The sequence below is a fragment of the Rhodobacter xanthinilyticus genome (assembly GCF_001856665.1).
Taxonomy (GTDB): Bacteria; Pseudomonadota; Alphaproteobacteria; order Rhodobacterales; family Rhodobacteraceae; genus Rhodobacter; species Rhodobacter xanthinilyticus.
Map to the genome: position 1 here is coordinate 682057 of NZ_CP017781.1, position 20775 is coordinate 702831.

The following is a 20775-nucleotide window of genomic DNA, read 5'->3' on the forward strand; positions in this document are numbered from 1 at the left end:
GATCAGCCCTCCAGCGCGTCGTGGACGAGCGCCTCCTGCTCGGCCTTGTGGCGCGAGGCGAGACCCGTCGCGGGCGAGGCCGAGGCCGCACGGCCGGCATAACGCGCGCGGCTGTGCTTGGCGTCGATCTTCGAGAGCACCCATTCGATGTTCGGCTCGACGAAGGTCCAGGCGCCCTGGTTCTTCGGCTCTTCCTGGCACCAGATCACCTCGGCATCCTTGAAGCGCGAGAGTTCGGTGACCATCGAATGCGCCGGGAACGGGTAGAACTGTTCGAGGCGCAGGATGTAGACATCCTCGAGGCCGCGCTTGTCGCGCTCGGCCAGCAGGTCGTAATAGACCTTGCCCGAGCAGATCACGACGCGCTTGATCTCGGCATCGGGCTTCACGCGGAACTCCGAATTGCCGTGCTTTTGCTGCACGTCGGCGTCATCCCACATCACCCGGCGGAAGAACGAGCCGGTGGTGAATTCCTCGGCCTTCGACACGCACAGCGGGTGACGCAGGAGCGATTTCGGCGTCATCAGGATCAAGGGCTTGCGGAAGTTGCGATGGATCTGGCGGCGCAGGATGTGGAAGTAGTTCGCCGGGGTCGAGACATTGGCGACGATCCAGTTATCCTCGGCCGAGAGCTGCAAGAAGCGCTCGAGGCGCGCCGAGCTGTGCTCGGGGCCCTGGCCCTCGAAGCCATGCGGCAAGAGGCACACAAGCCCCGACATCCGCAGCCATTTGCGCTCGCCCGAGTTGATGAACTGGTCGAACATGATCTGCGCGCCGTTGGCGAAATCGCCGAACTGGGCCTCCCAGAGGGTCAGCGCGTTCGGTTCCGCGAGCGAATAGCCATATTCGAACCCGAGCACCGCATATTCCGAGAGCATCGAGTCGATGACCTCATAGCGCGCCTGGCCGGGCTTGATGTGGTTGAGCGGGTAGTAGCGCTCTTCGGTCGCCTGGTCGATCAGCCCCGAATGGCGCTGCGAGAAGGTGCCGCGGGTGCAGTCCTGGCCCGAGAGACGGACGGCGAAGCCCTCCGAGAGCAGCGTGCCGAAGGCGAGCGCTTCGCCGGTCGCCCAATCGAAGCCCGCGCCGGTCTCGAACATCTTCTTCTTCGCGTCGAGCTGGCGCGCGACGGTCTTGTGGATGTCGAAATCCGACGGATAGGAGGTCAGCGCCGCGCCCACTTCGGCGAAGGTCTCGGGCGAGACCGGCGTGACGCCCGCGTCGTAATCGGCCTTCTCGCGGTCGAGGTGTTTCCAGCGGCCATCGAGCCAGTCGGCCTTGTTCGGCTTGAACTGCTTGCCGGCCTCGAAATCTTCGTTGAGCTTGGCCTGGAAGGCCGCCTTCATGTCCTCGATCTCGCCTTCCGGGATCAGCCCGTCGGCGACCAGCCGCTCGGTGTAGAGTTGCAGCGTCGTCTTGTGGCCCTTGATGTTTTTATACATCTGCGGGTTGGTGAACATCGGCTCGTCGCCTTCGTTGTGACCGAAGCGGCGATAGCAGAAGATGTCGATGACGACATCCTTGTGGAACTTCTGGCGGAACTCGGTCGCGACCTTGGCGGCGTGCACGACCGCCTCCGGGTCATCGCCGTTGACGTGGAAGATCGGCGCTTCCACCATCAGCGCGATATCGGTCGGATAGGGCGAGGTGCGCGAGAAATGCGGCGCGGTGGTGAAGCCGATCTGGTTGTTCACCACGATATGGATGCAGCCGCCGGTGCGATGGCCCTTGATCCCCGAGAGCTGGAGACATTCCGCCACAACGCCCTGGCCGGCGAACGCCGCGTCGCCGTGGAGCAGGATCGGCAGCACCTGGGTGCGGTCCTCATCGGCGAGCTGGTCCTGCTTGGCGCGGACCTTGCCGAGCACGACCGGGTTCACCGCCTCGAGGTGCGAGGGGTTGGCGGTCAGGCTGAGGTGGACGGTATGGCCGTCGAAGGTGCGGTCGGCCGAGGCGCCGAGGTGGTATTTCACGTCGCCCGAGCCATCCACGTCATCGGGCTTGTAGGAGCCGCCCTGGAATTCGTGGAAGATCGCGCGGTAGGGTTTGGAGAGCACGTTGGCGAGGATGTTCAGACGCCCGCGGTGCGGCATGCCGATCACGACCTCCTTGAGGCCGAGATTGCCGCCGCGCTTGATGATCTGTTCCATCGCCGGGATCAGCGCTTCACCGCCGTCGAGGCCGAACCGCTTGGTGCCCATGTATTTGACATGGAGGAACTTTTCGAAGCCCTCGGCCTCGACCAGCTTGTTGAGGATCGCGCGGCGCCCTTCGCGGGTGAAGGCGATTTCCTTGCCGTAGCCCTCGATCCGCTCCTTCAGCCAGGCGGCTTCCTCGGGGTTCGAGATATGCATGTATTGCAGCGCGAAAGTGCCGCAATAGGTGCGGATCAGCACGTCGATGATCTGGCGCATCGAGGCATGGACCATGCCCAGCACGTTGTCGATGAAGATCGGGCGGTCCATGTCGGCCTCGGTGAAGCCGTAGGAGCGCGGGTCGAGTTCCGGATGCGGGGTTTTGTCGCGCATGCCGAGCGGGTCGATGTCGGCGATCAGGTGGCCGCGGATCCGGTAGGCGCGGATGATCATCAGCGCGCGGATGCTGTCGAGCACGGCGCGTTTGACGGCCTCTTCGGAGAGCTCGACGCCTTGCGATTTGGCGGCGGCCTTGATCTTGTCGCCGGCGGCCTTGCCTTCCTTGGCGGGGGCGGCAGGCCATTCGCCGGTGAGCGCGCCCATCAGATCGCCCGCGGGCTCGAGCGGCCAGTCGGCGCGCGCCCAGGAGGCGCCCTGAGCGGCGTGTTTCACATCCAGTTCGGCGTCACCGAGCGAAGCGAAGAACGCCGCCCAGCTCGCATCGACCGAGGACGGATCGGCGGCGTAATTGGCGTAGAGTTGCTCGACGTAATCGGCATTCGCGCCCTGCAGGAAGCTGGAGGCGTGGAGCTGATCGTTGGGGGATTGATCGTTCATGACGGTATCCTTGAAGCGGCTGAGGGGCCAGTGAGGGGCGGGGGGCGGATCAGCTTGCGCAGTCCACCACGAGAACCTTGATCCCCGGCTCGCGGTCGGCGGGCAGGGTCATGCGGGAGGCTTTCAGGCCGCGCCCGTAGCCCGCGCAGACCTTGGCGGGGGCGGCGGCAACGGCGGCCTTGTTGGCGGCGAAGAAGTCGAAATAGATGTAGCTGCGGCCGGCATCGCCCGAGAGCGCCGAGACGGCATCGCCGTTGATCCCGGTGACTTGCTCGAAATAGCCGTGCGAGCGTTGGTCAACCGGCACGGCGGGGGCGAGATCGCCCTCGGCGCCGGGGGTCGCGGGGCCGGCACCCGGGGCCATGCAGGCCCCGAGCAGCCCCGCAAGGGCGAGGCTCAGGCTAAAGCGGATGACCGACATCGGGGGCCTCAGTTCGCCGGCAGATAGGGGGTCGAGGCCGCCGGCAGGCCCGCCGCATGGGCGCAACCGTCGGAATAGGCGGGCGAATTGGCCGGGCCGCATTGCGCCGCGGTGCCATCGACGATGGTCGCGTTGGTGCGGGTGGTGTTGGCCATCGCATAGCCGGTGTCGCCGGTCGGCGTGGTGCCGGCGGGGACCTTGTAGCGCCCGACGATCGGATGGGTGGTGATCGGGCCGGGGGTGGGGGCGACCAGCGATTGTTCGGAGAGCGCAACCGGCCCGGCGATATCGCCGCCGCCGCCGCAGGCCGCCAGCAGCGGCAGCGCCGCAACCGCGATCAGCTTCGTGGTCATCGAAAACGTCATAACATCCTCCCATCCCGGATCGACCGGCCTTTGAGTGCACTCAGAAGGGCGAAGGGGGCCCGAGACCCCCTCGGCACTTGTGAGTGGATGGGAGGCCGCGGTTGCCCGCGACCTCCCCGGAAGATCATTCGCCCTTGATGGCTTTCATCACGGCTTCGCCCAGATGCGCGGGGCTTTCCGCCACGACGATCCCGGCCGATTTCATCGCTTCGATCTTGCTCTCGGCATCGCCCTTGCCGCCCGAGACGATCGCCCCGGCGTGGCCCATCCGGCGGCCGGGAGGCGCGGTGCGGCCCGCGATGAAGCCGGCGGTCGGCTTCCAGCGGCCCTTCTTGCGCTGCTCCTTGAGGAACTCCGCGGCTTCTTCTTCGGCCGAGCCACCGATCTCGCCGATCATGATGATCGAGGTGGTTTCCGGGTCGTCGAGGAACATGTCGAGCACGTCGATATGCTCGGTGCCCTTGATCGGGTCGCCACCGATGCCGACGGCCGAGGATTGGCCGAGGCCGAGATCCGAGGTCTGTTTCACGGCTTCATAGGTCAGCGTGCCCGAGCGCGACACGACACCGACCGACCCGCGGCGGTGGATGTGGCCCGGCATGATGCCGATCTTGCAGGCGTCGGGGGTGATCACGCCCGGGCAGTTCGGCCCGATCAGGCGCGATTTGCTGTCCACGAGCGCGCGCTTCACCTTCATCATGTCGAGGACCGGGATCCCCTCGGTGATGCAGACGATCAGTTCCATCTCGGCGTCGATCGCCTCGAGGATCGAGTCGGCGGCGAACGGCGGCGGAACGTAGATCGCGGTGGCGTTCGCGCCGGTCACGGCTTTCGCTTCGTGGACCGAGTTGAACACCGGCAGGTTCAGGTGGGTGGTGCCGCCCTTGCCCGGGGTGACGCCGCCGACCATCTTGGTGCCGTAGGCGATCGCCTGTTCCGAGTGGAAGGTGCCTTGCGAGCCGGTGAAGCCCTGGCAGATGACCTTGGTGGATTTGTTGACGAGGACCGCCATGTCTGGCTCCCTTAGAGTTTTGAGAAGTTGAATGACTGGTTGGCGTAGTCCGAGGTGAATGACATCTCGAACCTGCCGGCAGGTGTCGTGAAACGATATTGAAGGCCTTTCGTCTTCACCCTCTTCATGGTGATCTCGCCACCACCGAGCCGCTTCATTGTCTCGAGGACAATCGGATCGGCTTCGACCGCAGAGACGACCGGAGCGAGTGACGCGCCCACGCGGGCCCGCAGGGAGCAAGACTTGCCCTGCTTCCAATGCACCGAAGCGCTCGCGGTCGCATCACCAGCCCGATAGATCTCTTTCTGGGCGGCCGCCTCGATCGCCGCGCTGTCGAAGGCCGGCGCGTTGGCCAGACAAACCTTGCGGAAGTGAGCAATGTTTGCGCCGGTGCTCGCTTCCGCAAGTGCCGGGCCACTCAGGCCCAGCATCGCTGCGGCGATACAAAGAGGGGCGAAGGCCCGCATCATCAGCCCTTCACCGCTTTCACGATTTTCTGCGCGCCGTCGGCGAGGTTGTCCGCCGCGATCACGTTCAGGCCCGAATTCTTGATGATTTCCTTGCCCAGCTCGACGTTGGTGCCCTCGAGGCGCACCACCAGCGGAACCTGCAGCCCGACTTCCTTCACCGCGGCGATGACGCCATCGGCGATGATGTCGCAGCGCATGATGCCGCCGAAGATGTTGACCAGGATGCCTTTGACGTTCGGGTCCGAGGTGATGATCTTGAACGCCTCGGTGACCTTCTCCTTGGTGGCGCCGCCGCCCACGTCGAGGAAGTTCGCCGGCTCCGCGCCGTAGAGCTTGATGATGTCCATGGTGGCCATCGCGAGGCCCGCGCCGTTCACCATGCAGCCGATTTCACCGTCGAGCGCGATGTAGTTCAGGTCGAACTTCGAGGCTTCGAGCTCCTTGGGGTCTTCTTCGGTTTCGTCGCGCAGCGCGGCCACGTCCTTGTGGCGGTAGATCGCGTTGCCGTCGAAGCCGAGCTTGGCGTCGAGCAGCTTGAGATTGCCGTCTTCCATGACGATCAGCGGGTTGATCTCGAGCATCTCCATGTCCTTCTCGACGAAGGCTTGGTAGAGCTTGCCAAGGAGGCCGACCATTTGCTTGGTCTGGTTGGCGTCGAGGCCGAGCGCGAAGGCCACACGGCGGCCATGGAACGGCATGTAGCCGGTCGCCGGGTCGATCGTGATGGTCAGGATCTTCTCGGGGGTCGAGGCCGCGACTTCTTCGATGTCCATGCCGCCTTCGGTCGAGCAGACGACCGAGATGCGCGAGGTCGAGCGGTCGACGAGCAGCGCGAGATAGAGTTCGCGCGAGATGTCCGAACCGGCTTCGATATAGATGCGGTTGACCTGTTTGCCGGCCGGGCCGGTCTGGTGGGTCACGAGGGTCTTGCCGAGCATTTGCTGGGTCAGAGCCGCGGCTTCCTCAGCCGAGAACGCGAGGCGGACGCCGCCTTTTTCGCCGGCATCGGCTTCCTTGAACTTGCCTTTGCCGCGGCCGCCGGCGTGGATTTGCGCCTTGACGACCCAGAGCGGGCCCGGAAGCTGCTCCGCCGCCGCTTTCGCGTCTTCCGCTTTCAGAACGGCGACGCCGTCCGAAACGGGGCAGCCGTAGCCCTTGAGGAGCTGCTTCGCCTGATATTCATGAATGTTCATGGCTGTTTCCCATGCTGGTGCGATTTGGCAGCCGTAGTGGCACATCCGCGCGGGGCATCAAAACGATAAATCGCCCGAATGGGGGTTGGCGGCGATAAATCTGCGGTTTGTGATCACAGCCTGAAAAAGTGTGATCACAAATGCTGCGTCGCGGCGAAAAGCGGGGGGCGAAGACGACTCGACTTGCGGCGCGGCGGGGGCTTTGCGAGAGTTCGGCGAGAGGGTTGGAGGGGTCGAGCATGGTGGAGAGCGGGGCGCCGCGCTGGGGTGTGGTGGCGACGATCGACGAGCCGGCGGCGCTGGTTGCGGCTTTTGTCGCGCATCATCTGGCGGTCGGCGCCGAGGAGATCAACGTCTTCCTCGACCGTCCGAACCCCGAGGCCGAGGCGCTTCTGGCGGGGGTGGAGGGGGTGCGGCTGCGCCATTCGGGCGATGACGGCTGGGCGCGCGGCTGGAAGGCCAAGCGCCCCGATCGCCATCAGGCGCGGCAGAAATATAACGCCACGCGCGCGCTGGCCGAGACCGGGATGGACTGGCTCGTGCATTGCGACGCCGATGAATTCGTCCATCCGCGCCGGCCCTTTGCCGCCGATCTGGCCACCGCGGGCGAGGGCAAGGCCTGGATCAAGCTCGAGGTCGAGGAGCGTTGTTTCCTGCGCCGCAAGCCGAAAAGCCTGTTCGAGGGCGCCTTCCGCAGCCCCTGGAAGGGCTTCGAGGAGGAGGGCGAGGCGGTCTATGGCAAGCGCGCGCGCTATCTCACCCGCGGCCTTGCCGGCCATATCGCGGGCAAGAGCTGCACCCGGGCGGGGCAGGGCTATACGGTGGGCGTGCATTACCCGCTGCCCGACTGGGACGAGAGCCGGAGCCTGTTGCCCTATCGGCCCTCCTATAACGCCCGGCTGCGCCATTTCGACGGGATGACGCCGCTGCATTACATCCTCAAGATGCTGCGCCGCGCCTCGCGCGAGGAGCGGGGCAAGCCGACCTCCTACGGCGGGTCGCGCTCGGCGCAATTCGAGGATGCGGCGAAGCTCGCGGCCGATCCGGAGGCGCTCGAGAAGCTCTGGTGGAAGGTGCAGGGCCTGCGCCCGGCCGAGGCCAAGGCGCTCGAGGCGCGCGATCTCCTGACCCGCACCGACACCGGGGTCGAGGCGGTGGTGGCGGCGCGCTTTGGCGACCGGGTGGATCTCTCGCCCGCGGCCTTCGACCGGGCGCTGGTGCGCCATGAGGCGGCCCTGATCGAGAAAGCGCGCGAGCTTTGGGGCTTTTCGGCGCTCAGCCTGATGCGAAAGTAAAGGGGCGCGGCTCGCGCCACGCCCCCCCGAAGATCGTCTCGGATCGAGATCAGACCAGCGTCGGGTCGATGCCCTTGCAGGCTTCGACGAGGCCTTTGACCGCGTCGACCGACTTGTCGAACATGACTTGCTCGTCCTTGTTCAGCTTGATGTCGACGACTTTCTCGATGCCGCCGGCGCCGATGATCGTCGGCACGCCGACATACATGCCGTCGAGGCCGAAGGCGCCCTTGACATAGGCCGCGCAGGGCAGGAGGCGCTTTTGGTCCTTGAGATAGGCTTCCGCCATCTCGATCGCCGAGGTCGCGGGCGCATAGAAGGCCGAGCCGGTTTTCAGCAGGCCAACGATCTCGGCGCCGCCGTCACGGGTGCGCTGGATGATCGCGTCGAGCTTCTCTTGCGTGGTCCAGCCCATTTCGACCAGATCCGGCAGCGGGATGCCGGCGACGGTCGAGTAGCGCGACAGCGGGACCATGGTGTCGCCGTGGCCGCCGAGCACGAAGGCGGTGACGTCTTTCATCGAGACGTTGAACTCGACCGACAGGAAGTGACGGAAGCGCGCCGAATCGAGCACGCCGGCCATGCCGACGACTTTCTCGACCGGCAGGCCCGAGAATTGCTGCAGCGCCCAGACCATCGCGTCGAGCGGGTTGGTGATGCAGATCACGAAGGCGTTGGGGGCGTGTTTGCCGATGCCTTCGCCGACCGATTTCATGACCTTGAGGTTGATGCCGAGCAGGTCATCACGCGACATGCCGGGCTTGCGCGGCACACCGGCGGTGACGATGCAGACGTCGGCGCCCGCGATATCGGCGTAGTCGTTGGTGCCTTTCATCACGGCGTCGAAGCCTTCCGACGGGCCCGACTCGGCGATGTCGAGAGCTTTGCCCTGAGGCGTGCCTTCCGCGATGTCGAACAGGATGACGTCGCCGAGTTCTTTGATCGCGGCGAGATGGGCGAGCGTGCCGCCGATCTGGCCGGCGCCGATGAGGGCGATCTTGGGTCGGGCCATGGAATTCCTCCAAAGTCAGGATGGGTGGGTTGAAACTGACGGGAGTGGGTTAGCCCTTTGCGACCAGTCTGGCAAGGGTCTGGCCGCGCGGCTCTGGCCGGGAGGCGCCGGAATGTCGCGAGTTGTATGCAATTGTATGCCGCGCGCGGGCGCGCGCGTGACCGCGCTACCGCCGCGACCATGGCGCCGCGGAGGTGATTCGCTCAGGTGGTCTTGCCCGAGAGTTGCAGCCGCTCGGCGACGGTCTCGAAATTCTCGCCCGCCGCGATCAGGCAGGTCGGCCCGCCCGGCACGGTCGCGAGGATCGTGAAGCTGCCACTCTCCTCGGAGGCGAAGATCTCGAGCAGCGTGTTGTTCGCCGCCAGCCCGATCGCGCGGCGCGTCTCATGGTAGCGATCGGCCAGTTGCGCAAGGATCTCCGCGCGGGCGCCGCAGGGGATTTGCCCGGCAGGTTGCGAATGGGCGCCCTGGGCCTGCAGCAAGATGAGCGCGGCGAAGCCGAAGGAGAGGGCGTAGAATTCTTTCAGCATGGCGGGGCTCCGGGATGAAGGCCCGATCAGGCTGCGCCCGAAGCTCGCAAAAATTGGTTAACATCTCGGGCGTTCCGGCTTTGCCCCGGCGCCGGATTTGCGTATTTGAGCCAAGAAGAAACGCATCTCCTTCTTCTTGGCAAAAATACGCAAAATCCGGCCCATCCCTCCCGCACAGCCGGGCGGAATTCTGCATCGCGGCAAATCAGCCCTTGCCGATTCTGTCCCTGATGTGATCTTTGGCGAAAGATTGTTGCGAGGAGAGAATCATGACTGCCCGCCCCTACCGTTCGGTTCTGTATATTCCCGGCTCGAAGGAGCGCGCGCTGGAGAAGGCGACGGGCCTCGTGTGTGACGCGATCATCTTCGACCTCGAGGACGCGGTGGCGATTGACGAGAAGGTCAATGCGCGCGGGATCCTCGCCAAGGCGCTGAAGGAGGCCGATTACGGCGGCCGCGCGCGGATCGTGCGGATCAACGGGCTCGATACCGAATGGGGCCGCGATGACGTGCTCGCCTTTGCCGCCGCGATCCGCGAGGGCGCAAAGGTCGATGCGATCCTGATCCCGAAGGTCTCGAAAACCGCCGATCTCGACGCGGTGGCGGATCTGATCCCGAGCGTGCCGCTCTGGGCGATGATGGAGACCGCGCTCGGTATGCTCAACGCGCAGGACATCGCCGCGCATCCGCGCCTCGAGGGGATGGTGATGGGCACCAACGACCTCGCCAAGGAGCTGCAATGCCGCTTCCGCGCCGACCGTCTGCCGCTGATGGCGGGGCTCGGCGCCTGCGTTCTGGCGGCCAAGGCCTATGGCAAGGTGATCGTCGACGGCGTCTACAACGCTTTCAAGGACGAGGACGGGCTGAAGATCGAATGCGATCAGGGCCGCGACATGGGCTTTGACGGCAAGACGCTGATCCACCCCGCTCAGCTCGAGATCGCCAATGCCGCTTTCGCGCCGTCGGAGGCCGAGATCGACCTCGCGCGCCGCCAGATCGCGGCTTTCGAGGAGGCCGAGAAACAGGGGCTCGGTGTCGCGGTTGTGGATGGCCGGATCGTCGAAAATCTGCATATCGTGACCGCGCGGCAGATCCTCGCCAAGGCGGAGGCGATCGCCGCTCTGGCAAATTGAGAGGCTGTCCATGTTCCTTCTGATCCTCGGCGTCGCCCTTTGGGCGGGCGCCCATCTCGCCAAACGGCTGGTGCCGGGCTTTCACCGCGCGCTGCAGGGCGCCGAGCGGCCGATGGTCGCCGGGCTCGTCGTTACCGGGCTCGTGCTGATGGTGCTCGGCTATCGGATGGCGGAGGGCGCGGTCTTCTGGGGGCGCACGCCGCCGACGGTGGGGGTGATGAACCTCGCGATGCTGGTCTCGGTCTATTTCTTCGCCGCGGCGGGGATGAAGACGGCGCTGGCGCGGCGGCTGCGCCACCCGATGCTGCTTGCGGTGCTGATCTGGGCGGGGGCGCATCTCTTGGTGAACGGCGATGTGCCGAGCTTTGTCCTCTTTGGGGGCATGGGGCTCTGGGCGCTGGCCGAGATCGTCCTGATCAACCGCTCGAAGGCGCGCTGGACCCCGCCCGCTCCCGCCGGCGCGCGCAAGGAACTCATCGCCCTGGTCGGCACGCTTGCCGTCTACGGCGCCATCGCCGGGGTGCATTACGCGCTCGGCTATCCTGCATTCGGGTGACAAATGAAACTCTATCGACTGCTGACCGAGGATGACACCTCCGCCTTCTGCCATAAGGTTTCGCTCGCACTTTCAAAGGGTTGGGAGCTTTACGGCGACCCGTCCTATGCCTTTGACGCAACCAAGGGCGTGATGCGCTGTGCGCAGGCGGTGACCAAGGTCGTGCCGGGTGACTATCACCCCGACCTCAAACTGGGAGACCAATGATGACCAAGGCCAAGACCAACCCGGGCCGCTTTTTCGAGGATTACAAGGTCGGCCAGGTGATCCGCCATGCCGTGCCGCGCACCGTTTCGGGCGGCGAGCGGGCGATGTATCACGCGCTCTACCCCGCGCGCGGCGCGCTTTACTCGAGCGACGAATTCGCGCGCGTGGCGGGCCTGCCCTCGGCGCCGATCGATGATCTGGCGGCCTTCCATGTCGTCTTCGGCAAGACCGTGCCCGATGTCTCGCTCAATGCGGTCGCGAACCTTGGCTACGCCGAGGGGCGCTGGCTCAAACCCGTCTATCCGGGCGATACGCTGCGCTCGGAGAGCGAGGTGATCGGCCTCAAGGAGAACTCGAACGGCAAATCGGGCGTGGTTTACGTCCGCACCACCGGGCTCAACCAATATGACCACAAGGTCATGGAGTACGTCCGCTGGGTGATGGTGCGCAAAGGCGATCTCGCGGCCCCCGCGCCCGAGGCCGTGGTGCCCGCGCTCGCCAAGGTCGTCGATCCGAAGGATCTCGTCGTGCCGACCGGGCTCGATTTCTCGAACTACGATTTCACCCTCGCGGGCGAGCCGCATCGGCTGGGCGATTACCAGATCGGCGAGAAGATCGACCATGTCGACGGCGTGACGATCGAGGAAGCCGAGCACATGATCGCGACGCGGCTGTGGCAGAACACCGCCAAGGTCCATTTCGACGCGACCTTCCGCGAGGATGGCAAGCGGCTGATCTACGGCGGCCATGTGATCTCGATGGCGCGGGCGCTGTCGTTCAACGGGCTGGCCAATGCGCAGATGATCGTGGCGCTGAACGGCGGCGCGCATGCCAACCCCTGTTTTGCGGGCGATACGGTGAAGGCCTGGTCCGAGGTGCTCGACGTGGCCGAGACCGCGGCACCGGGCGTCGGCGCGATCCGGCTGAGGCTCGTTGCCACCAAACAGGGCGCGGCGCCCTTCGCCTACAAGGGCGAGGATGGCAAATACGCCCCCGAGGTGCTTCTCGACCTCGATTATTGGGCGCTGATGCCGGTCTGATCGCAGGGCCCGGCGCCGGATTTGCGTATTTGGGCCAAGAAGAAACCCCGTCGCTTCTTCTTGGTGAAAATACGCAAAATCCGGCGCGGGCCACCGAGCCGGAGCCTCGGGCAGGGGAGACTCACTTTCTCCCCGGATCGGGCGTCCTGCGGCGAAAACTGTGATCACACGCCGAAAATTTGTGATCACAAAGGGGTATTTTCCACCTTCCGCGTCATCAAACTGTCGATTTGGCCTTACTCCATGCGTGACTTGGCCGAATTTGGCGGTATTAAGGGGACGCAATTCCGGCCAACCCCGACCCGCCGCATCCGTCGCGCGCGATCCTTGATCGGGGCCTAGCGACAGAGGGACCCAAAATGGCTGAAGTGAAACGGGTTGAACGGCCCCTTTCCCCCCATCTGCAGATTTACCGCCCGCAAATGACCTCGGTGAGCTCGATCCTCACGCGGATCACCGGCAACGCGCTGATCGTCGGCGTGATCCTTGCGGTGTGGTGGCTGCTCGCCGCGGCGACGAGCCCCGCCTATTTCCGCGTCGCGGACGCGGTGGCGACCTCGTGGTTCGGCGATCTCGTCTTCACCGGCTCGCTCTGGGCGATCTGGTATCATTATCTCGCCGGTCTGCGGCACCTCTACTTCGATGCGGGCAAGGGCCTCGACATCAAGACCGCCGAGATGCTCGGCTGGGGCTGCATCATCGGTTCGGTCGTGCTGACCGTCATCACCATCATTCTGGTCTGAGGAGGCGACGATGCGTTACCTGACCGACCGTAAACGCGCCGAAGGCAAGGGCGCCGCGCATTCCGGCACCGAAGCTCATTGGTACATGACCGCCTCGGCGGTCGCGCTGGCCTTCCTGGTCCCGACCTTCCTGATCGTCTTCGGCCGCGCGCTGGGCCAGCCGCTCGAGGGCGTCGTCGCGACCTTCTCGCGCCCCTTCCCGGCGATCCTGACCGCGCTCGTGGTCGTCGTCGGCATGCGCCACTTCGCCAAGGGCGCGACGATGATGATCGAGGATTACGCCCGCGGCACCGCCCGCAAGGGCCTCGTGATCTTCGTGCATTCGCTTTCCTACGCGGTGATCGCCTGCGCGCTCTACGCGCTCGCGAAACTCACCATGATCGGCTTCGTCTTCGAACTGATGCCGCACTGAGACAGGACCTGACAAATGGCAGCTTACACTTACGAGACGCATGAATATGACGTCGTGGTCGTGGGCGCGGGCGGCGCGGGCCTCCGCGCGACCCTCGGCATGGCCGAGCAGGGCCTGCGCACCGCTTGCGTGACCAAGGTCTTCCCGACCCGCTCGCACACCGTCGCGGCGCAGGGCGGCATCGCCGCCAGCCTCGGCAACATGGGCCCGGACAGCTGGCAGTGGCACATGTATGACACCGTGAAGGGCTCCGACTGGCTCGGCGACACCGACGCGATGGAATATCTCGCCCGCTCCGCCCCGGCCGCGGTCTATGAGCTCGAGCATTACGGCGTGCCGTTCTCGCGCACCGAAGAGGGCAAGATCTACCAGCGCCCCTTCGGCGGCCACACCACCGAATTCGGCGAAGGCCCGCCGGTGCAGCGCACCTGCGCCGCCGCCGACCGCACCGGCCACGCGATCCTGCACACGCTCTACGGCCAGTCGCTCAAGAACAACGCGGAATTCTTCATCGAATATTTCGCGATCGACCTGATCATGTCGGAAGACGGTCAGTGCCAGGGCGTCGTGTGCTGGAAACTCGATGACGGCACCTTCCACGTCTTCAACGCGAAGATGGTGGTTCTGGCGACCGGCGGCTACGGCCGCGCCTATTTCTCCGCGACCTCGGCGCATACCTGCACCGGCGACGGCGGCGGCATGGTGGCGCGCGCAGGCCTCGCGCTGCAGGACATGGAATTCGTGCAGTTCCACCCGACCGGGATCTACGGCTCGGGCTGCCTGATCACCGAAGGCGCGCGCGGCGAGGGTGGCTATCTCACCAACTCCGAAGGCGAGCGCTTCATGGAGCGTTACGCGCCCCATTACAAAGACCTCGCGCCGCGTGACTATGTCTCGCGCTGCATGACCATGGAGATCCGTGAGGGCCGTGGCGTGGGCGAGGGCAAGGACCACATCTTCCTCAACCTCAGCCACCTGCCCGCCGAGGCGCTGGCCGAGCGTCTGCCGGGGATCTCGGAATCGGCGAAGATCTTCGCCGGCGTCGATGTCACCAAGGAGCCGATCCCGGTTCTGCCGACGGTCCACTACAACATGGGCGGCATCCCGACGAACTATTGGGGCGAAGTGCTCAACCCGACGCCGGAAAACCCGACCGCGGTCGTCCCGGGCCTGATGGCCGTGGGCGAAGCGGGCTGTGCCTCGGTGCATGGCGCGAACCGTCTGGGCTCGAACTCGCTGATCGACCTCGTGGTCTTCGGCCGCGCCGCCGCGATCCGCGCCGGCCAGGTCGTCGACAAGGCCTCGGCCAACCCGGTGCTGAACCAGGCCTCGGTCGACAAGGCCTTCGACCGGTTCGACGCGCTGCGCAACGCCAAGGGCTCGATCGCGACCGCCGATCTGCGCCTCGAGATGCAGAAGACCATGCAGGCCGACGCGGCCGTCTTCCGCACCGACAAGACGCTGAAAGAGGGTGTCGAGAAGATGACGGCGATCGCCGCCAAGCTCGGCGATCTGAAGGTCACCGACCGCTCGCTGATCTGGAACTCGGATCTCATGGAGACGCTCGAACTCACCAACCTGATGCCCAACGCGCTCGCGACGATCGTCGGCGCCGAGGCGCGCAAGGAGAGCCGCGGCGCCCATGCTCACGAGGATTACCCGACCCGCGACGACGCGAACTGGCGGATCCACTCGGTGATGCGTGTCGAGGGCAATCAGGTCGATCTGACCTATCGCCCGGTGATCACCGACCCGCTGACCAGCGAGGCCGAAGGCGGCATCTCGCTGGCCACGATCGCGCCGAAGGCCCGGACCTTCTGATGCGGGCTGCGCGGGCATATGGGCTCCTGGCGGCGGGCGCGGTTGCGCTCGCGGCCTGCGCGCCCATCCCCGTGCAGGAGGCCGAGGCGCAATGCGCCCGCCTCGTTGGGCCGCGCGCGCCGATCAGCGGCGAGATCGGGTTGGGGGTGACCTCGGGTGGTCCGCGGACCACCGCCTCGGTCGGCCTCAACATCGGCGTGCCGATCGGTGGCAACGGCGACCCCTCGGCGGCCTTCGACCGCTGCGTTTACAACAAATCCGGCCGCATGCCGACGCGGCCGCTTTACGCCCGAACCGACTGGAAGGGATAAACCATGGTTCAGTTCACGCTTCCCAAGAACTCGAAAATCCGCGTCGGCAAGACCTGGCCGAAACCGGAAGGGAAAAACATCCGCAAGTTCCAGATCTACCGCTGGGACCCGGACACCGGCGAAAACCCGCGGGTCGACACCTATTTCCTTGATATGGACAAGTGCGGCCCGATGGTTCTCGACGCGCTGATCAAGATCAAGAACGAGATCGACCCGACGCTGACCTTCCGCCGCTCCTGCCGCGAAGGCATCTGCGGCTCCTGCGCGATGAACATCGACGGCGGCAACCACCTCGCCTGCATCTACGGTCTCGACGAGATCAAGGGCGATGTGAAGATCTACCCGCTGCCGCACATGCCCGTCGTCAAGGACCTCGTGCCCGATCTGACGCATTTCTACGCCCAGCATGCCTCGATCATGCCCTGGCTCGAAACCAAGACCAACCGGCCGGCGAAGGAATGGCGCCAGTCGATCGAGGATCGCAAGAAACTTGACGGTCTTTATGAATGCGTGATGTGCGCCAGCTGCTCGACCTCCTGCCCGAGCTACTGGTGGAACAGCGACAAATATCTCGGGCCGGCGGCGCTCCTGCATGCCTACCGCTGGATCATCGACAGCCGCGACGAAGCCACCGGCGAGCGTCTCGACGCGCTCGAAGACCCGTTCAAGCTCTATCGCTGCCACACGATCATGAACTGCACCAAGACCTGCCCGAAGGGCCTGAACCCGGCCAAAGCGATCGCCGAGATCAAGAAGATGCAGGTCAACCGCGCCCATTGAGCGGGCGAGACGCGCAAGATTTGGGCCCCGGGCATCGCTCGGGGCTTTTTCCTTGTGACGTTGCGGCAGAAAATGCTGCGGCGCAGAAAAATTCGCACTTTCCCCTTTCTCCATTGGCTCCGCGGCCCTATATGCCCCGCAGGGAGGAACTCGATCAAAGGAGAGTTCCAATGACCAAAGTCGTCACGTTCCAGACCAAGGATCTGCGCCAGAAGGCGATTGACGCGCTGCGTGTGCTCGAGGAAGCCTATGCCTATTACACCCCGGAAGAGCCGGCGGTGACGGTGTCGGTCGAGACCGAAGAGCGTTCGGCGCTCGAGCAGATGTATCAATATTACGCGGCCTGAGTGCGAAAACGCGCAAGATGAGGCCTCGGGCGCTCCCCGGGGCCTTTTCCTTTTTGAGCCAATCGGCAGGATGGGGGCGCGACTCAGATGGAGCCCCCGATGAAACCTGCCCCCGAACATGCCGCCCCGGTGGATGGCGCCGCCCGCAAGGCGATTGCGCCGGTGATCTGCTACCCGGTCGAAACGCTGCCGAAGCCCGATCTGGCCGCGCTGCGCGCCGCGCGGGCGGGGTGGGAGAAGGTCTCCGAAACGCTGGTGCCCGCGCGCGAGGCCGGCGCCTTCGAGGTGCCCGCGGGGCATTTCTTCCGCATCGTCTCGGTCGAGGGGCCGCAGGTCGGCGATCTCAACCTGTTCTCGGCCGATCTCGCGGAGCGGTTCTATTCCGGCAAGACCCGCGCGCTGCATGGCACGCATCTGTCCACCGGTGACCGGATGTGGTCGGGCTTCCCGACGCTGCGGCCGATGGCGACGATCACGGAGGATACGCTCGATTGGTATGGGTTCGATGCCTTTGGCGGCGCGGTCCATGACGTGATCGGCACGCGCTGCGACCCCTATACCCATTGTCTGCTCTCGCAGGGCGGGCAGTATCACCATTGCTGCCATTCGAACCTGACCCGGGCCCTGGCCGATGCGCGCGGCCTCACGCTCGTCGAGGCGGAGCCGCTCGTGCATGATGTGCTCAACGTCTTCATGTGCACCGGCTTCAGCCGCGACACCGGGCAGTATTTCATGAAGGCCTCGCCGGTGCGGCCGGGGGATTTTCTCGAGTTCTTCGCCGAGATTGACCTCCTCGGCGTGCTCTCGGCCTGCCCGGGGGGCGATTGCTCGGCCGAGCACAGCTCGGACGCCGCCGCCTGCCATCCGCTCCTCGTCGAGGTCTACCGCCCGGCGGCACCGCCCGCGGGTTGGGTCGCGCCCGCGGTGAGCGGCTACGACCGCAGCCACGGGCGCTGAGCGGCGGTTACTCGCCCCCGAGCCCGGAGATCAGCTCGCTTTCGAGAAACCGCTCGAAGGCGTCCAGATCGACGGGCTCGAACTGACCAAAGCTCTGGATCCAGACGGTCGCATCGCGCAGCGCCTGCGGCTCGAGCTTGCACCATTTCACCCGCCCGCGCTTTTCCTGGGTGATCAGCCCGGCTTCTGCGAGGATCGCGAGATGTTTCGAGATCGCCGCGAGCGACATCTCGAAGGGCTCGGCGACATCGGTGACCGCCATGTCATCCTCGAGCAGCATCGTCAGGATCGCGCGCCGGGTCGGGTCGGCGAGGGCGGCGAAAATCGCATCGAGCGGGGAGGCGGGCGCGTGGGTCATCGCCAAGTCTTGGCAGAGCACGGAAAAAACATCAACCGATCGGTTGAATATCCAATTTCGGGCGGAATCGGGGGCAGGGGCGGGAGCTCTCGCCGAGGTGATTTGCAAAACATAGCCAAATCAACGGTTTGGCGCGGATTAAGCTGGCGCTAACGGCGTTGACTCACGGTCTCGCGACGACTATCACGGGGCCAACTGAACGCGGGGGCTGCCTATGTCCGATCGTCCCTCTGACGAGCCTCATTCCGAACGCCTCGAAGCGCTGGAACGTAAGCTCGCAAAGGTGCGCAAGACGGTCGAGGCGCCCAAGCCGCGGGTCGATGCCAAGTTTGATCAGGCGAATATGGCCTGGCGCATGGTGATCGAGATGGTTTCGGGGCTGGGGATCGGCTTCGGTATCGGATACGGGCTCGACGTCACTTTGGGGACGAAGCCGTGGTTGATGATGCTGTTCACGATCCTCGGGCTGATTGCCGGGGTGCGGGTGATGCTGCGCACGGCGCAAGAGATGAACAAGGAACGGCCGGCCGCAAGCGTGGCCGATGAAGAGGGAAAATAGACGTGGCGGAAGAAGCGAGCGAAGGCCTGATGTTCCACCCGATGGAACCGTTCAAGATCCACCCCCTGTTCGGGGATGGTCCGATCCATTGGTACACGCCCACCAACGCCACGCTCTGGATGGCGATCGGTGTCATCGCGATCATCCTGCTGCTCGTTGTCGGCACCCGTGGCCGCGCGGTTGTCCCCTCGCGGATCCAGTCGATCGCGGAACTGGCCTATGGCTTCATCCACAAGATGGTTGAGGACGTGGCGGGCAAGGATGGCCTGAAGTTCTTCCCCTATATCTTCACGCTGTTCCTCTTCATCGTGTTCTCGAACTTCCTCGGCCTGATCCCGATGGCCTTCACCCCCACCTCGCATATCGCGGTGACCGCGGTTCTCGCGATGCTGGTCTTCGTGACGGTGACCGTGGTCGGATTCGTCAAGAACGGCGCGGGCTTCCTTGGCCTCTTCTGGGTGTCCTCGGCGCCGCTGCCGCTGCGCCCGATCCTCGCGATCATCGAGGTGATCTCCTACTTCGTGCGCCCCGTCAGCCACTCGATCCGTCTTGCTGGCAACATGATGGCCGGCCACGCGGTGATCGAAGTGTTCGCGGGCTTCGCGCCGCTCATCCTGATGTCGGCGATCGGTATCGCCGTGACCCCGCTCTCGATCCTCGCGATCACCGCGATGTATGGTCTCGAGATGCTGGTGGCCTTCATTCAGGCCTATGTCTTCACGATCCTGACCTGCGTCTATCTGAAAGACGCTCTGCATCCGCACCACTAAGCGGTTCAGGCTCGACGATCTAACAATTCAGCCAATTCCAACCTCAAGGAGTGACGAACATGGAAGGCGATATCGTTCAAATGGGTGCTTACATCGGCGCTGGCCTGGCCTGCATGGGCATGGGCGGGGCTGCGGTCGGTGTGGGCAACGTTGCCGGCAACTTCCTGTCGGGCGCGCTGCGCAACCCGTCGGCCGCCGCTGGCCAGACCGCCACGCTGTTCATCGGCATCGCGTTCGCCGAAGCTCTGGGGATCTTCTCGTTCCTCGTCGCGCTTCTGCTGATGTTCGCCGTCTGATCCCTTTTCGCAATCCTTGCGGTCGGGTGGGCTCCTCAGGGCCCACCCGGTAACTCAAAGGGTCCGTGAACTTAGGGTCCGAGGGGGACGACATGGCAACTGAACAAGAAGCGGCCGAACTGGCGCACGGGGCTGCGGAGGCTGCTGGCCACGCGGCTGAATCCGCCGGGATGCCGCAGCTCGATTTCTCGACCTTCCCGAACCAGATCTTCTGGCTCGTGGTGACGCTGGTCGTGATCTACTGGGTGCTTTCGCGTATCGCCCTGCCGCGCATTGCCGGCGTGCTGGCGGACCGTCAGGGCACCATCGCCGGTGATATTGCCGCCGCCGAAGACTACAAGCTGAAGGCGAAGGACGCCGAGGCCGCCTATGAAAAGGCCCTCGCCGATGCCCGCGCCCAGGCTCAGAAAATCGTGGCTGAAACCCGCGCCGAGATCCAGAAAGAGCTCGATGCGGCGACGGTCAAGGCCGATGCCGAAATCTCGGCGCGCGCCGCCGAGTCGGAAGCCCGGATCGGCGAGATCCGTGCGGGCGCTCTTGCTGCGGTTGAAACCGTGGCCAAGGACACCGCCGCCGAGATCGTCTCGGTGCTGGGCGGCAAGGCCGATGCGGATGCGCTGGCTTCGGCCATCGGTGCGCGGCTGAAAGGGTAAGATGATGAAGAAACTCGCATTCCTCCTCATTCTCGCCGCTCAGCCCGCTCTGGCTGCGAGCGAAGGCCCGTTCCTGTCGCTGCGCAACCCGTATTTCGTCATCCTGATCGCCTTCCTGGTGTTCATCGGGCTGCTCTTCAAATTCAAGGTGCCGGGCATGATCGGCGCGCAGCTCGACAAACGCGCTGCCGGGATCAAATCGGACCTCGAAGAAGCCCGGGAACTGCGCGAAGAGGCTCAGTCGATCCTCGCCAGCTACGAGCGCAAGGCGCGCGACGTGCAGGCGCAGGCCGACGAGATCGTCGTGGCGGCGAAGCGTGATGCGATGGCGGCGGCCGAGCAGGCCAAGGCCGATCTGCGCGACTCGATCGCGCGGCGTCTGAAGGCGGCGGAAGATCAGATCGCTTCGGCCGAGGCCTCGGCTCTGAAAGAGGTCAAGGATCGCGCCGTTCAGGTGGCCGTGGCTGCGGCGGGTGAAGTGCTTGCCAAGCAGATGGGCGCCGCCGAACAGGCCGGGCTGATCGACGCGGCGATTGCCGAAGTCGAGACCCGGCTGCACTGA

The 20775-nt window shown here is 65.1% G+C and carries 26 protein-coding genes; 17 read left to right on the forward strand and 9 right to left on the reverse strand.

The window, feature by feature from the left end; genetic code table 11:
* Positions 1 to 2: 2 nt before the first annotated feature.
* The 6 genes from LPB142_RS03365 to sucC form a co-directional block, all read right to left on the reverse strand.
* Positions 3 to 2972 (reverse strand): 2-oxoglutarate dehydrogenase E1 component, encoded by a 2970-nt coding sequence (locus LPB142_RS03365; protein ID WP_071165517.1) that lies wholly within the window; start codon positions 2970 to 2972, stop codon positions 3 to 5.
* A 49-nt stretch (positions 2973 to 3021) separates the two neighbouring features.
* Positions 3022 to 3393, reverse strand: coding sequence for a hypothetical protein (locus LPB142_RS03370; RefSeq protein WP_071165518.1), 372 nt, complete (start codon positions 3391 to 3393; stop codon positions 3022 to 3024).
* 8 nt (positions 3394 to 3401) lie between these two features.
* Positions 3402 to 3758: a hypothetical protein gene (locus LPB142_RS03375; protein WP_071165519.1), complete on the reverse strand. Its 357-nt coding sequence runs from the start codon at positions 3756 to 3758 to the stop codon at positions 3402 to 3404.
* A gap of 124 nt (positions 3759 to 3882) precedes the next feature.
* Positions 3883 to 4770 (reverse strand): succinate--CoA ligase subunit alpha, encoded by an 888-nt coding sequence (sucD, locus tag LPB142_RS03380; RefSeq protein WP_068767244.1) that lies wholly within the window; start codon positions 4768 to 4770, stop codon positions 3883 to 3885.
* Between the two features lie 11 nt (positions 4771 to 4781).
* The gene (locus LPB142_RS03385; protein WP_068767243.1) at positions 4782 to 5240 is read right to left on the reverse strand and encodes a hypothetical protein; all 459 of its coding nucleotides are present in this window, start codon (positions 5238 to 5240) and stop codon (positions 4782 to 4784) included.
* Positions 5240 to 6433 carry an ADP-forming succinate--CoA ligase subunit beta gene (gene sucC / locus LPB142_RS03390; protein WP_068767242.1) on the reverse strand — a complete coding sequence of 398 codons (1194 nt, stop codon included), beginning with the start codon at positions 6431 to 6433 and terminating at the stop codon, positions 5240 to 5242. Before sucC ends, LPB142_RS03385 begins: the two co-directional genes overlap by 1 nt.
* A 239-nt stretch (positions 6434 to 6672) precedes the next feature.
* Between sucC and LPB142_RS03395 the strand changes: the two genes are divergently transcribed.
* On the forward strand, positions 6673 to 7728 hold the full coding sequence (locus LPB142_RS03395; RefSeq protein WP_071165520.1) for a glycosyltransferase family 2 protein: 1056 nt from the start codon (positions 6673 to 6675) through the stop codon (positions 7726 to 7728).
* Positions 7729 to 7777: 49 nt separating this feature from the next.
* Here the strand turns inward: LPB142_RS03395 and mdh are convergent, their stop codons facing one another.
* Together mdh and LPB142_RS03405 are read right to left on the reverse strand one after the other, a co-directional pair.
* On the reverse strand, positions 7778 to 8740 hold the full coding sequence (mdh, locus tag LPB142_RS03400) for a malate dehydrogenase (RefSeq protein ID WP_071165521.1): 963 nt from the start codon (positions 8738 to 8740) through the stop codon (positions 7778 to 7780).
* Between the two features lie 203 nt (positions 8741 to 8943).
* Positions 8944 to 9270 (reverse strand): hypothetical protein, encoded by a 327-nt coding sequence (locus LPB142_RS03405; RefSeq protein ID WP_068767239.1) that lies wholly within the window; start codon positions 9268 to 9270, stop codon positions 8944 to 8946.
* A gap of 269 nt (positions 9271 to 9539) precedes the next feature.
* Between LPB142_RS03405 and LPB142_RS03410 the strand changes: the two genes are divergently transcribed.
* From LPB142_RS03410 to LPB142_RS03455, 11 genes are all read left to right on the forward strand, one after another.
* A complete protein-coding gene (locus tag LPB142_RS03410; RefSeq protein WP_071165522.1) occupies positions 9540 to 10403 on the forward strand; it encodes an HpcH/HpaI aldolase/citrate lyase family protein in 864 nt (287 codons plus the stop codon).
* A gap of 10 nt (positions 10404 to 10413) precedes the next feature.
* Entirely contained in the window at positions 10414 to 10959 is a 546-nt protein-coding gene (locus tag LPB142_RS03415) for an NnrU family protein (protein ID WP_071165523.1), read from the forward strand.
* Between the two features lie 3 nt (positions 10960 to 10962).
* Complete coding sequence (locus LPB142_RS03420) at positions 10963 to 11166, forward strand: DUF1737 domain-containing protein (protein WP_068767236.1); 204 nt, start codon at positions 10963 to 10965, stop codon at positions 11164 to 11166.
* Entirely contained in the window at positions 11166 to 12206 is a 1041-nt protein-coding gene (locus LPB142_RS03425; RefSeq protein ID WP_068767264.1) for a MaoC family dehydratase, read from the forward strand. Before LPB142_RS03420 ends, LPB142_RS03425 begins: the two co-directional genes overlap by 1 nt.
* A 359-nt stretch (positions 12207 to 12565) precedes the next feature.
* On the forward strand, positions 12566 to 12949 hold the full coding sequence (gene sdhC, locus LPB142_RS03430) for a succinate dehydrogenase, cytochrome b556 subunit (protein ID WP_071165524.1): 384 nt from the start codon (positions 12566 to 12568) through the stop codon (positions 12947 to 12949).
* A gap of 10 nt (positions 12950 to 12959) precedes the next feature.
* On the forward strand, positions 12960 to 13361 hold the full coding sequence (locus tag LPB142_RS03435; RefSeq protein WP_071165525.1) for a succinate dehydrogenase, hydrophobic membrane anchor protein: 402 nt from the start codon (positions 12960 to 12962) through the stop codon (positions 13359 to 13361).
* Positions 13362 to 13376: 15 nt separating this feature from the next.
* Entirely contained in the window at positions 13377 to 15182 is a 1806-nt protein-coding gene (sdhA, locus tag LPB142_RS03440) for a succinate dehydrogenase flavoprotein subunit (RefSeq protein ID WP_068767233.1), read from the forward strand.
* Entirely contained in the window at positions 15182 to 15493 is a 312-nt protein-coding gene (locus tag LPB142_RS03445) for a hypothetical protein (protein WP_071165526.1), read from the forward strand. The genes sdhA and LPB142_RS03445 overlap by 1 nt, the downstream gene beginning before the upstream one ends.
* Positions 15494 to 15496: 3 nt before the next feature.
* Complete coding sequence (locus tag LPB142_RS03450) at positions 15497 to 16273, forward strand: succinate dehydrogenase iron-sulfur subunit (RefSeq protein WP_068767231.1); 777 nt, start codon at positions 15497 to 15499, stop codon at positions 16271 to 16273.
* Positions 16274 to 16443: 170 nt separating this feature from the next.
* Positions 16444 to 16620: a hypothetical protein gene (locus LPB142_RS18935; protein ID WP_156894307.1), complete on the forward strand. Its 177-nt coding sequence runs from the start codon at positions 16444 to 16446 to the stop codon at positions 16618 to 16620.
* A 99-nt stretch (positions 16621 to 16719) separates the two neighbouring features.
* Complete coding sequence (locus LPB142_RS03455; protein ID WP_071167109.1) at positions 16720 to 17577, forward strand: urea carboxylase-associated family protein; 858 nt, start codon at positions 16720 to 16722, stop codon at positions 17575 to 17577.
* 7 nt (positions 17578 to 17584) lie between these two features.
* Here LPB142_RS03455 and LPB142_RS03460 read toward each other — a convergent pair whose 3' ends face one another.
* On the reverse strand, positions 17585 to 17935 hold the full coding sequence (locus tag LPB142_RS03460; protein ID WP_071165527.1) for an ArsR/SmtB family transcription factor: 351 nt from the start codon (positions 17933 to 17935) through the stop codon (positions 17585 to 17587).
* Positions 17936 to 18149: 214 nt separating this feature from the next.
* Between LPB142_RS03460 and LPB142_RS03465 the strand changes: the two genes are divergently transcribed.
* The 5 genes from LPB142_RS03465 to LPB142_RS03485 all read left to right on the forward strand — a co-directional run bounded on the left by LPB142_RS03465 (position 18150) and on the right by LPB142_RS03485 (position 20775).
* Positions 18150 to 18494, forward strand: coding sequence for an AtpZ/AtpI family protein (locus LPB142_RS03465; RefSeq protein ID WP_068767229.1), 345 nt, complete (start codon positions 18150 to 18152; stop codon positions 18492 to 18494).
* A gap of 2 nt (positions 18495 to 18496) precedes the next feature.
* Positions 18497 to 19264, forward strand: a complete 768-nt coding sequence (locus tag LPB142_RS03470; RefSeq protein ID WP_071165528.1) for a F0F1 ATP synthase subunit A — start codon at positions 18497 to 18499, stop codon at positions 19262 to 19264.
* Positions 19265 to 19323: 59 nt separating this feature from the next.
* Positions 19324 to 19560, forward strand: a complete 237-nt coding sequence (locus LPB142_RS03475) for a F0F1 ATP synthase subunit C (RefSeq protein ID WP_009157477.1) — start codon at positions 19324 to 19326, stop codon at positions 19558 to 19560.
* Positions 19561 to 19652: 92 nt separating this feature from the next.
* Positions 19653 to 20213 (forward strand): F0F1 ATP synthase subunit B', encoded by a 561-nt coding sequence (locus tag LPB142_RS03480; protein ID WP_068767227.1) that lies wholly within the window; start codon positions 19653 to 19655, stop codon positions 20211 to 20213.
* Position 20214: 1 nt separating this feature from the next.
* On the forward strand, positions 20215 to 20775 hold the full coding sequence (locus tag LPB142_RS03485; RefSeq protein WP_068767226.1) for a F0F1 ATP synthase subunit B: 561 nt from the start codon (positions 20215 to 20217) through the stop codon (positions 20773 to 20775).

Bases quoted from the DNA above. Each gene is read 5' to 3' on its own strand.
- LPB142_RS03405 (WP_068767239.1), bottom strand. From the start codon at position 9,270: ATGCTGAAAGAATTCTACGCCCTCTCCTTCGGCTTCGCCGCGCTCATC.
- LPB142_RS03475 (WP_009157477.1), top strand. From the start codon at position 19,324: ATGGAAGGCGATATCGTTCAAATGGGTGCTTACATCGGCGCTGGCCTG.
- LPB142_RS18935 (WP_156894307.1), top strand. From the start codon at position 16,444: ATGACCAAAGTCGTCACGTTCCAGACCAAGGATCTGCGCCAGAAGGCG.
- LPB142_RS03460 (WP_071165527.1), bottom strand. From the start codon at position 17,935: ATGACCCACGCGCCCGCCTCCCCGCTCGATGCGATTTTCGCCGCCCTC.
- LPB142_RS03465 (WP_068767229.1), top strand. From the start codon at position 18,150: ATGTCCGATCGTCCCTCTGACGAGCCTCATTCCGAACGCCTCGAAGCG.
- sucD (WP_068767244.1), bottom strand. From the start codon at position 4,770: ATGGCGGTCCTCGTCAACAAATCCACCAAGGTCATCTGCCAGGGCTTC.
- LPB142_RS03420 (WP_068767236.1), top strand. From the start codon at position 10,963: ATGAAACTCTATCGACTGCTGACCGAGGATGACACCTCCGCCTTCTGC.
- LPB142_RS03375 (WP_071165519.1), bottom strand. From the start codon at position 3,758: ATGACGTTTTCGATGACCACGAAGCTGATCGCGGTTGCGGCGCTGCCG.
- LPB142_RS03415 (WP_071165523.1), top strand. From the start codon at position 10,414: ATGTTCCTTCTGATCCTCGGCGTCGCCCTTTGGGCGGGCGCCCATCTC.
- LPB142_RS03395 (WP_071165520.1), top strand. From the start codon at position 6,673: ATGGTGGAGAGCGGGGCGCCGCGCTGGGGTGTGGTGGCGACGATCGAC.
- sdhA (WP_068767233.1), top strand. From the start codon at position 13,377: ATGGCAGCTTACACTTACGAGACGCATGAATATGACGTCGTGGTCGTG.
- LPB142_RS03365 (WP_071165517.1), bottom strand. From the start codon at position 2,972: ATGAACGATCAATCCCCCAACGATCAGCTCCACGCCTCCAGCTTCCTG.
- sucC (WP_068767242.1), bottom strand. From the start codon at position 6,433: ATGAACATTCATGAATATCAGGCGAAGCAGCTCCTCAAGGGCTACGGC.
- LPB142_RS03370 (WP_071165518.1), bottom strand. From the start codon at position 3,393: ATGTCGGTCATCCGCTTTAGCCTGAGCCTCGCCCTTGCGGGGCTGCTC.
- LPB142_RS03450 (WP_068767231.1), top strand. From the start codon at position 15,497: ATGGTTCAGTTCACGCTTCCCAAGAACTCGAAAATCCGCGTCGGCAAG.
- sdhC (WP_071165524.1), top strand. From the start codon at position 12,566: ATGGCTGAAGTGAAACGGGTTGAACGGCCCCTTTCCCCCCATCTGCAG.
- mdh (WP_071165521.1), bottom strand. From the start codon at position 8,740: ATGGCCCGACCCAAGATCGCCCTCATCGGCGCCGGCCAGATCGGCGGC.
- LPB142_RS03445 (WP_071165526.1), top strand. From the start codon at position 15,182: ATGCGGGCTGCGCGGGCATATGGGCTCCTGGCGGCGGGCGCGGTTGCG.
- LPB142_RS03485 (WP_068767226.1), top strand. From the start codon at position 20,215: ATGATGAAGAAACTCGCATTCCTCCTCATTCTCGCCGCTCAGCCCGCT.
- LPB142_RS03385 (WP_068767243.1), bottom strand. From the start codon at position 5,240: ATGATGCGGGCCTTCGCCCCTCTTTGTATCGCCGCAGCGATGCTGGGC.
- LPB142_RS03480 (WP_068767227.1), top strand. From the start codon at position 19,653: ATGGCAACTGAACAAGAAGCGGCCGAACTGGCGCACGGGGCTGCGGAG.
- LPB142_RS03425 (WP_068767264.1), top strand. From the start codon at position 11,166: ATGACCAAGGCCAAGACCAACCCGGGCCGCTTTTTCGAGGATTACAAG.
- LPB142_RS03455 (WP_071167109.1), top strand. From the start codon at position 16,720: ATGAAACCTGCCCCCGAACATGCCGCCCCGGTGGATGGCGCCGCCCGC.
- LPB142_RS03435 (WP_071165525.1), top strand. From the start codon at position 12,960: ATGCGTTACCTGACCGACCGTAAACGCGCCGAAGGCAAGGGCGCCGCG.
- LPB142_RS03410 (WP_071165522.1), top strand. From the start codon at position 9,540: ATGACTGCCCGCCCCTACCGTTCGGTTCTGTATATTCCCGGCTCGAAG.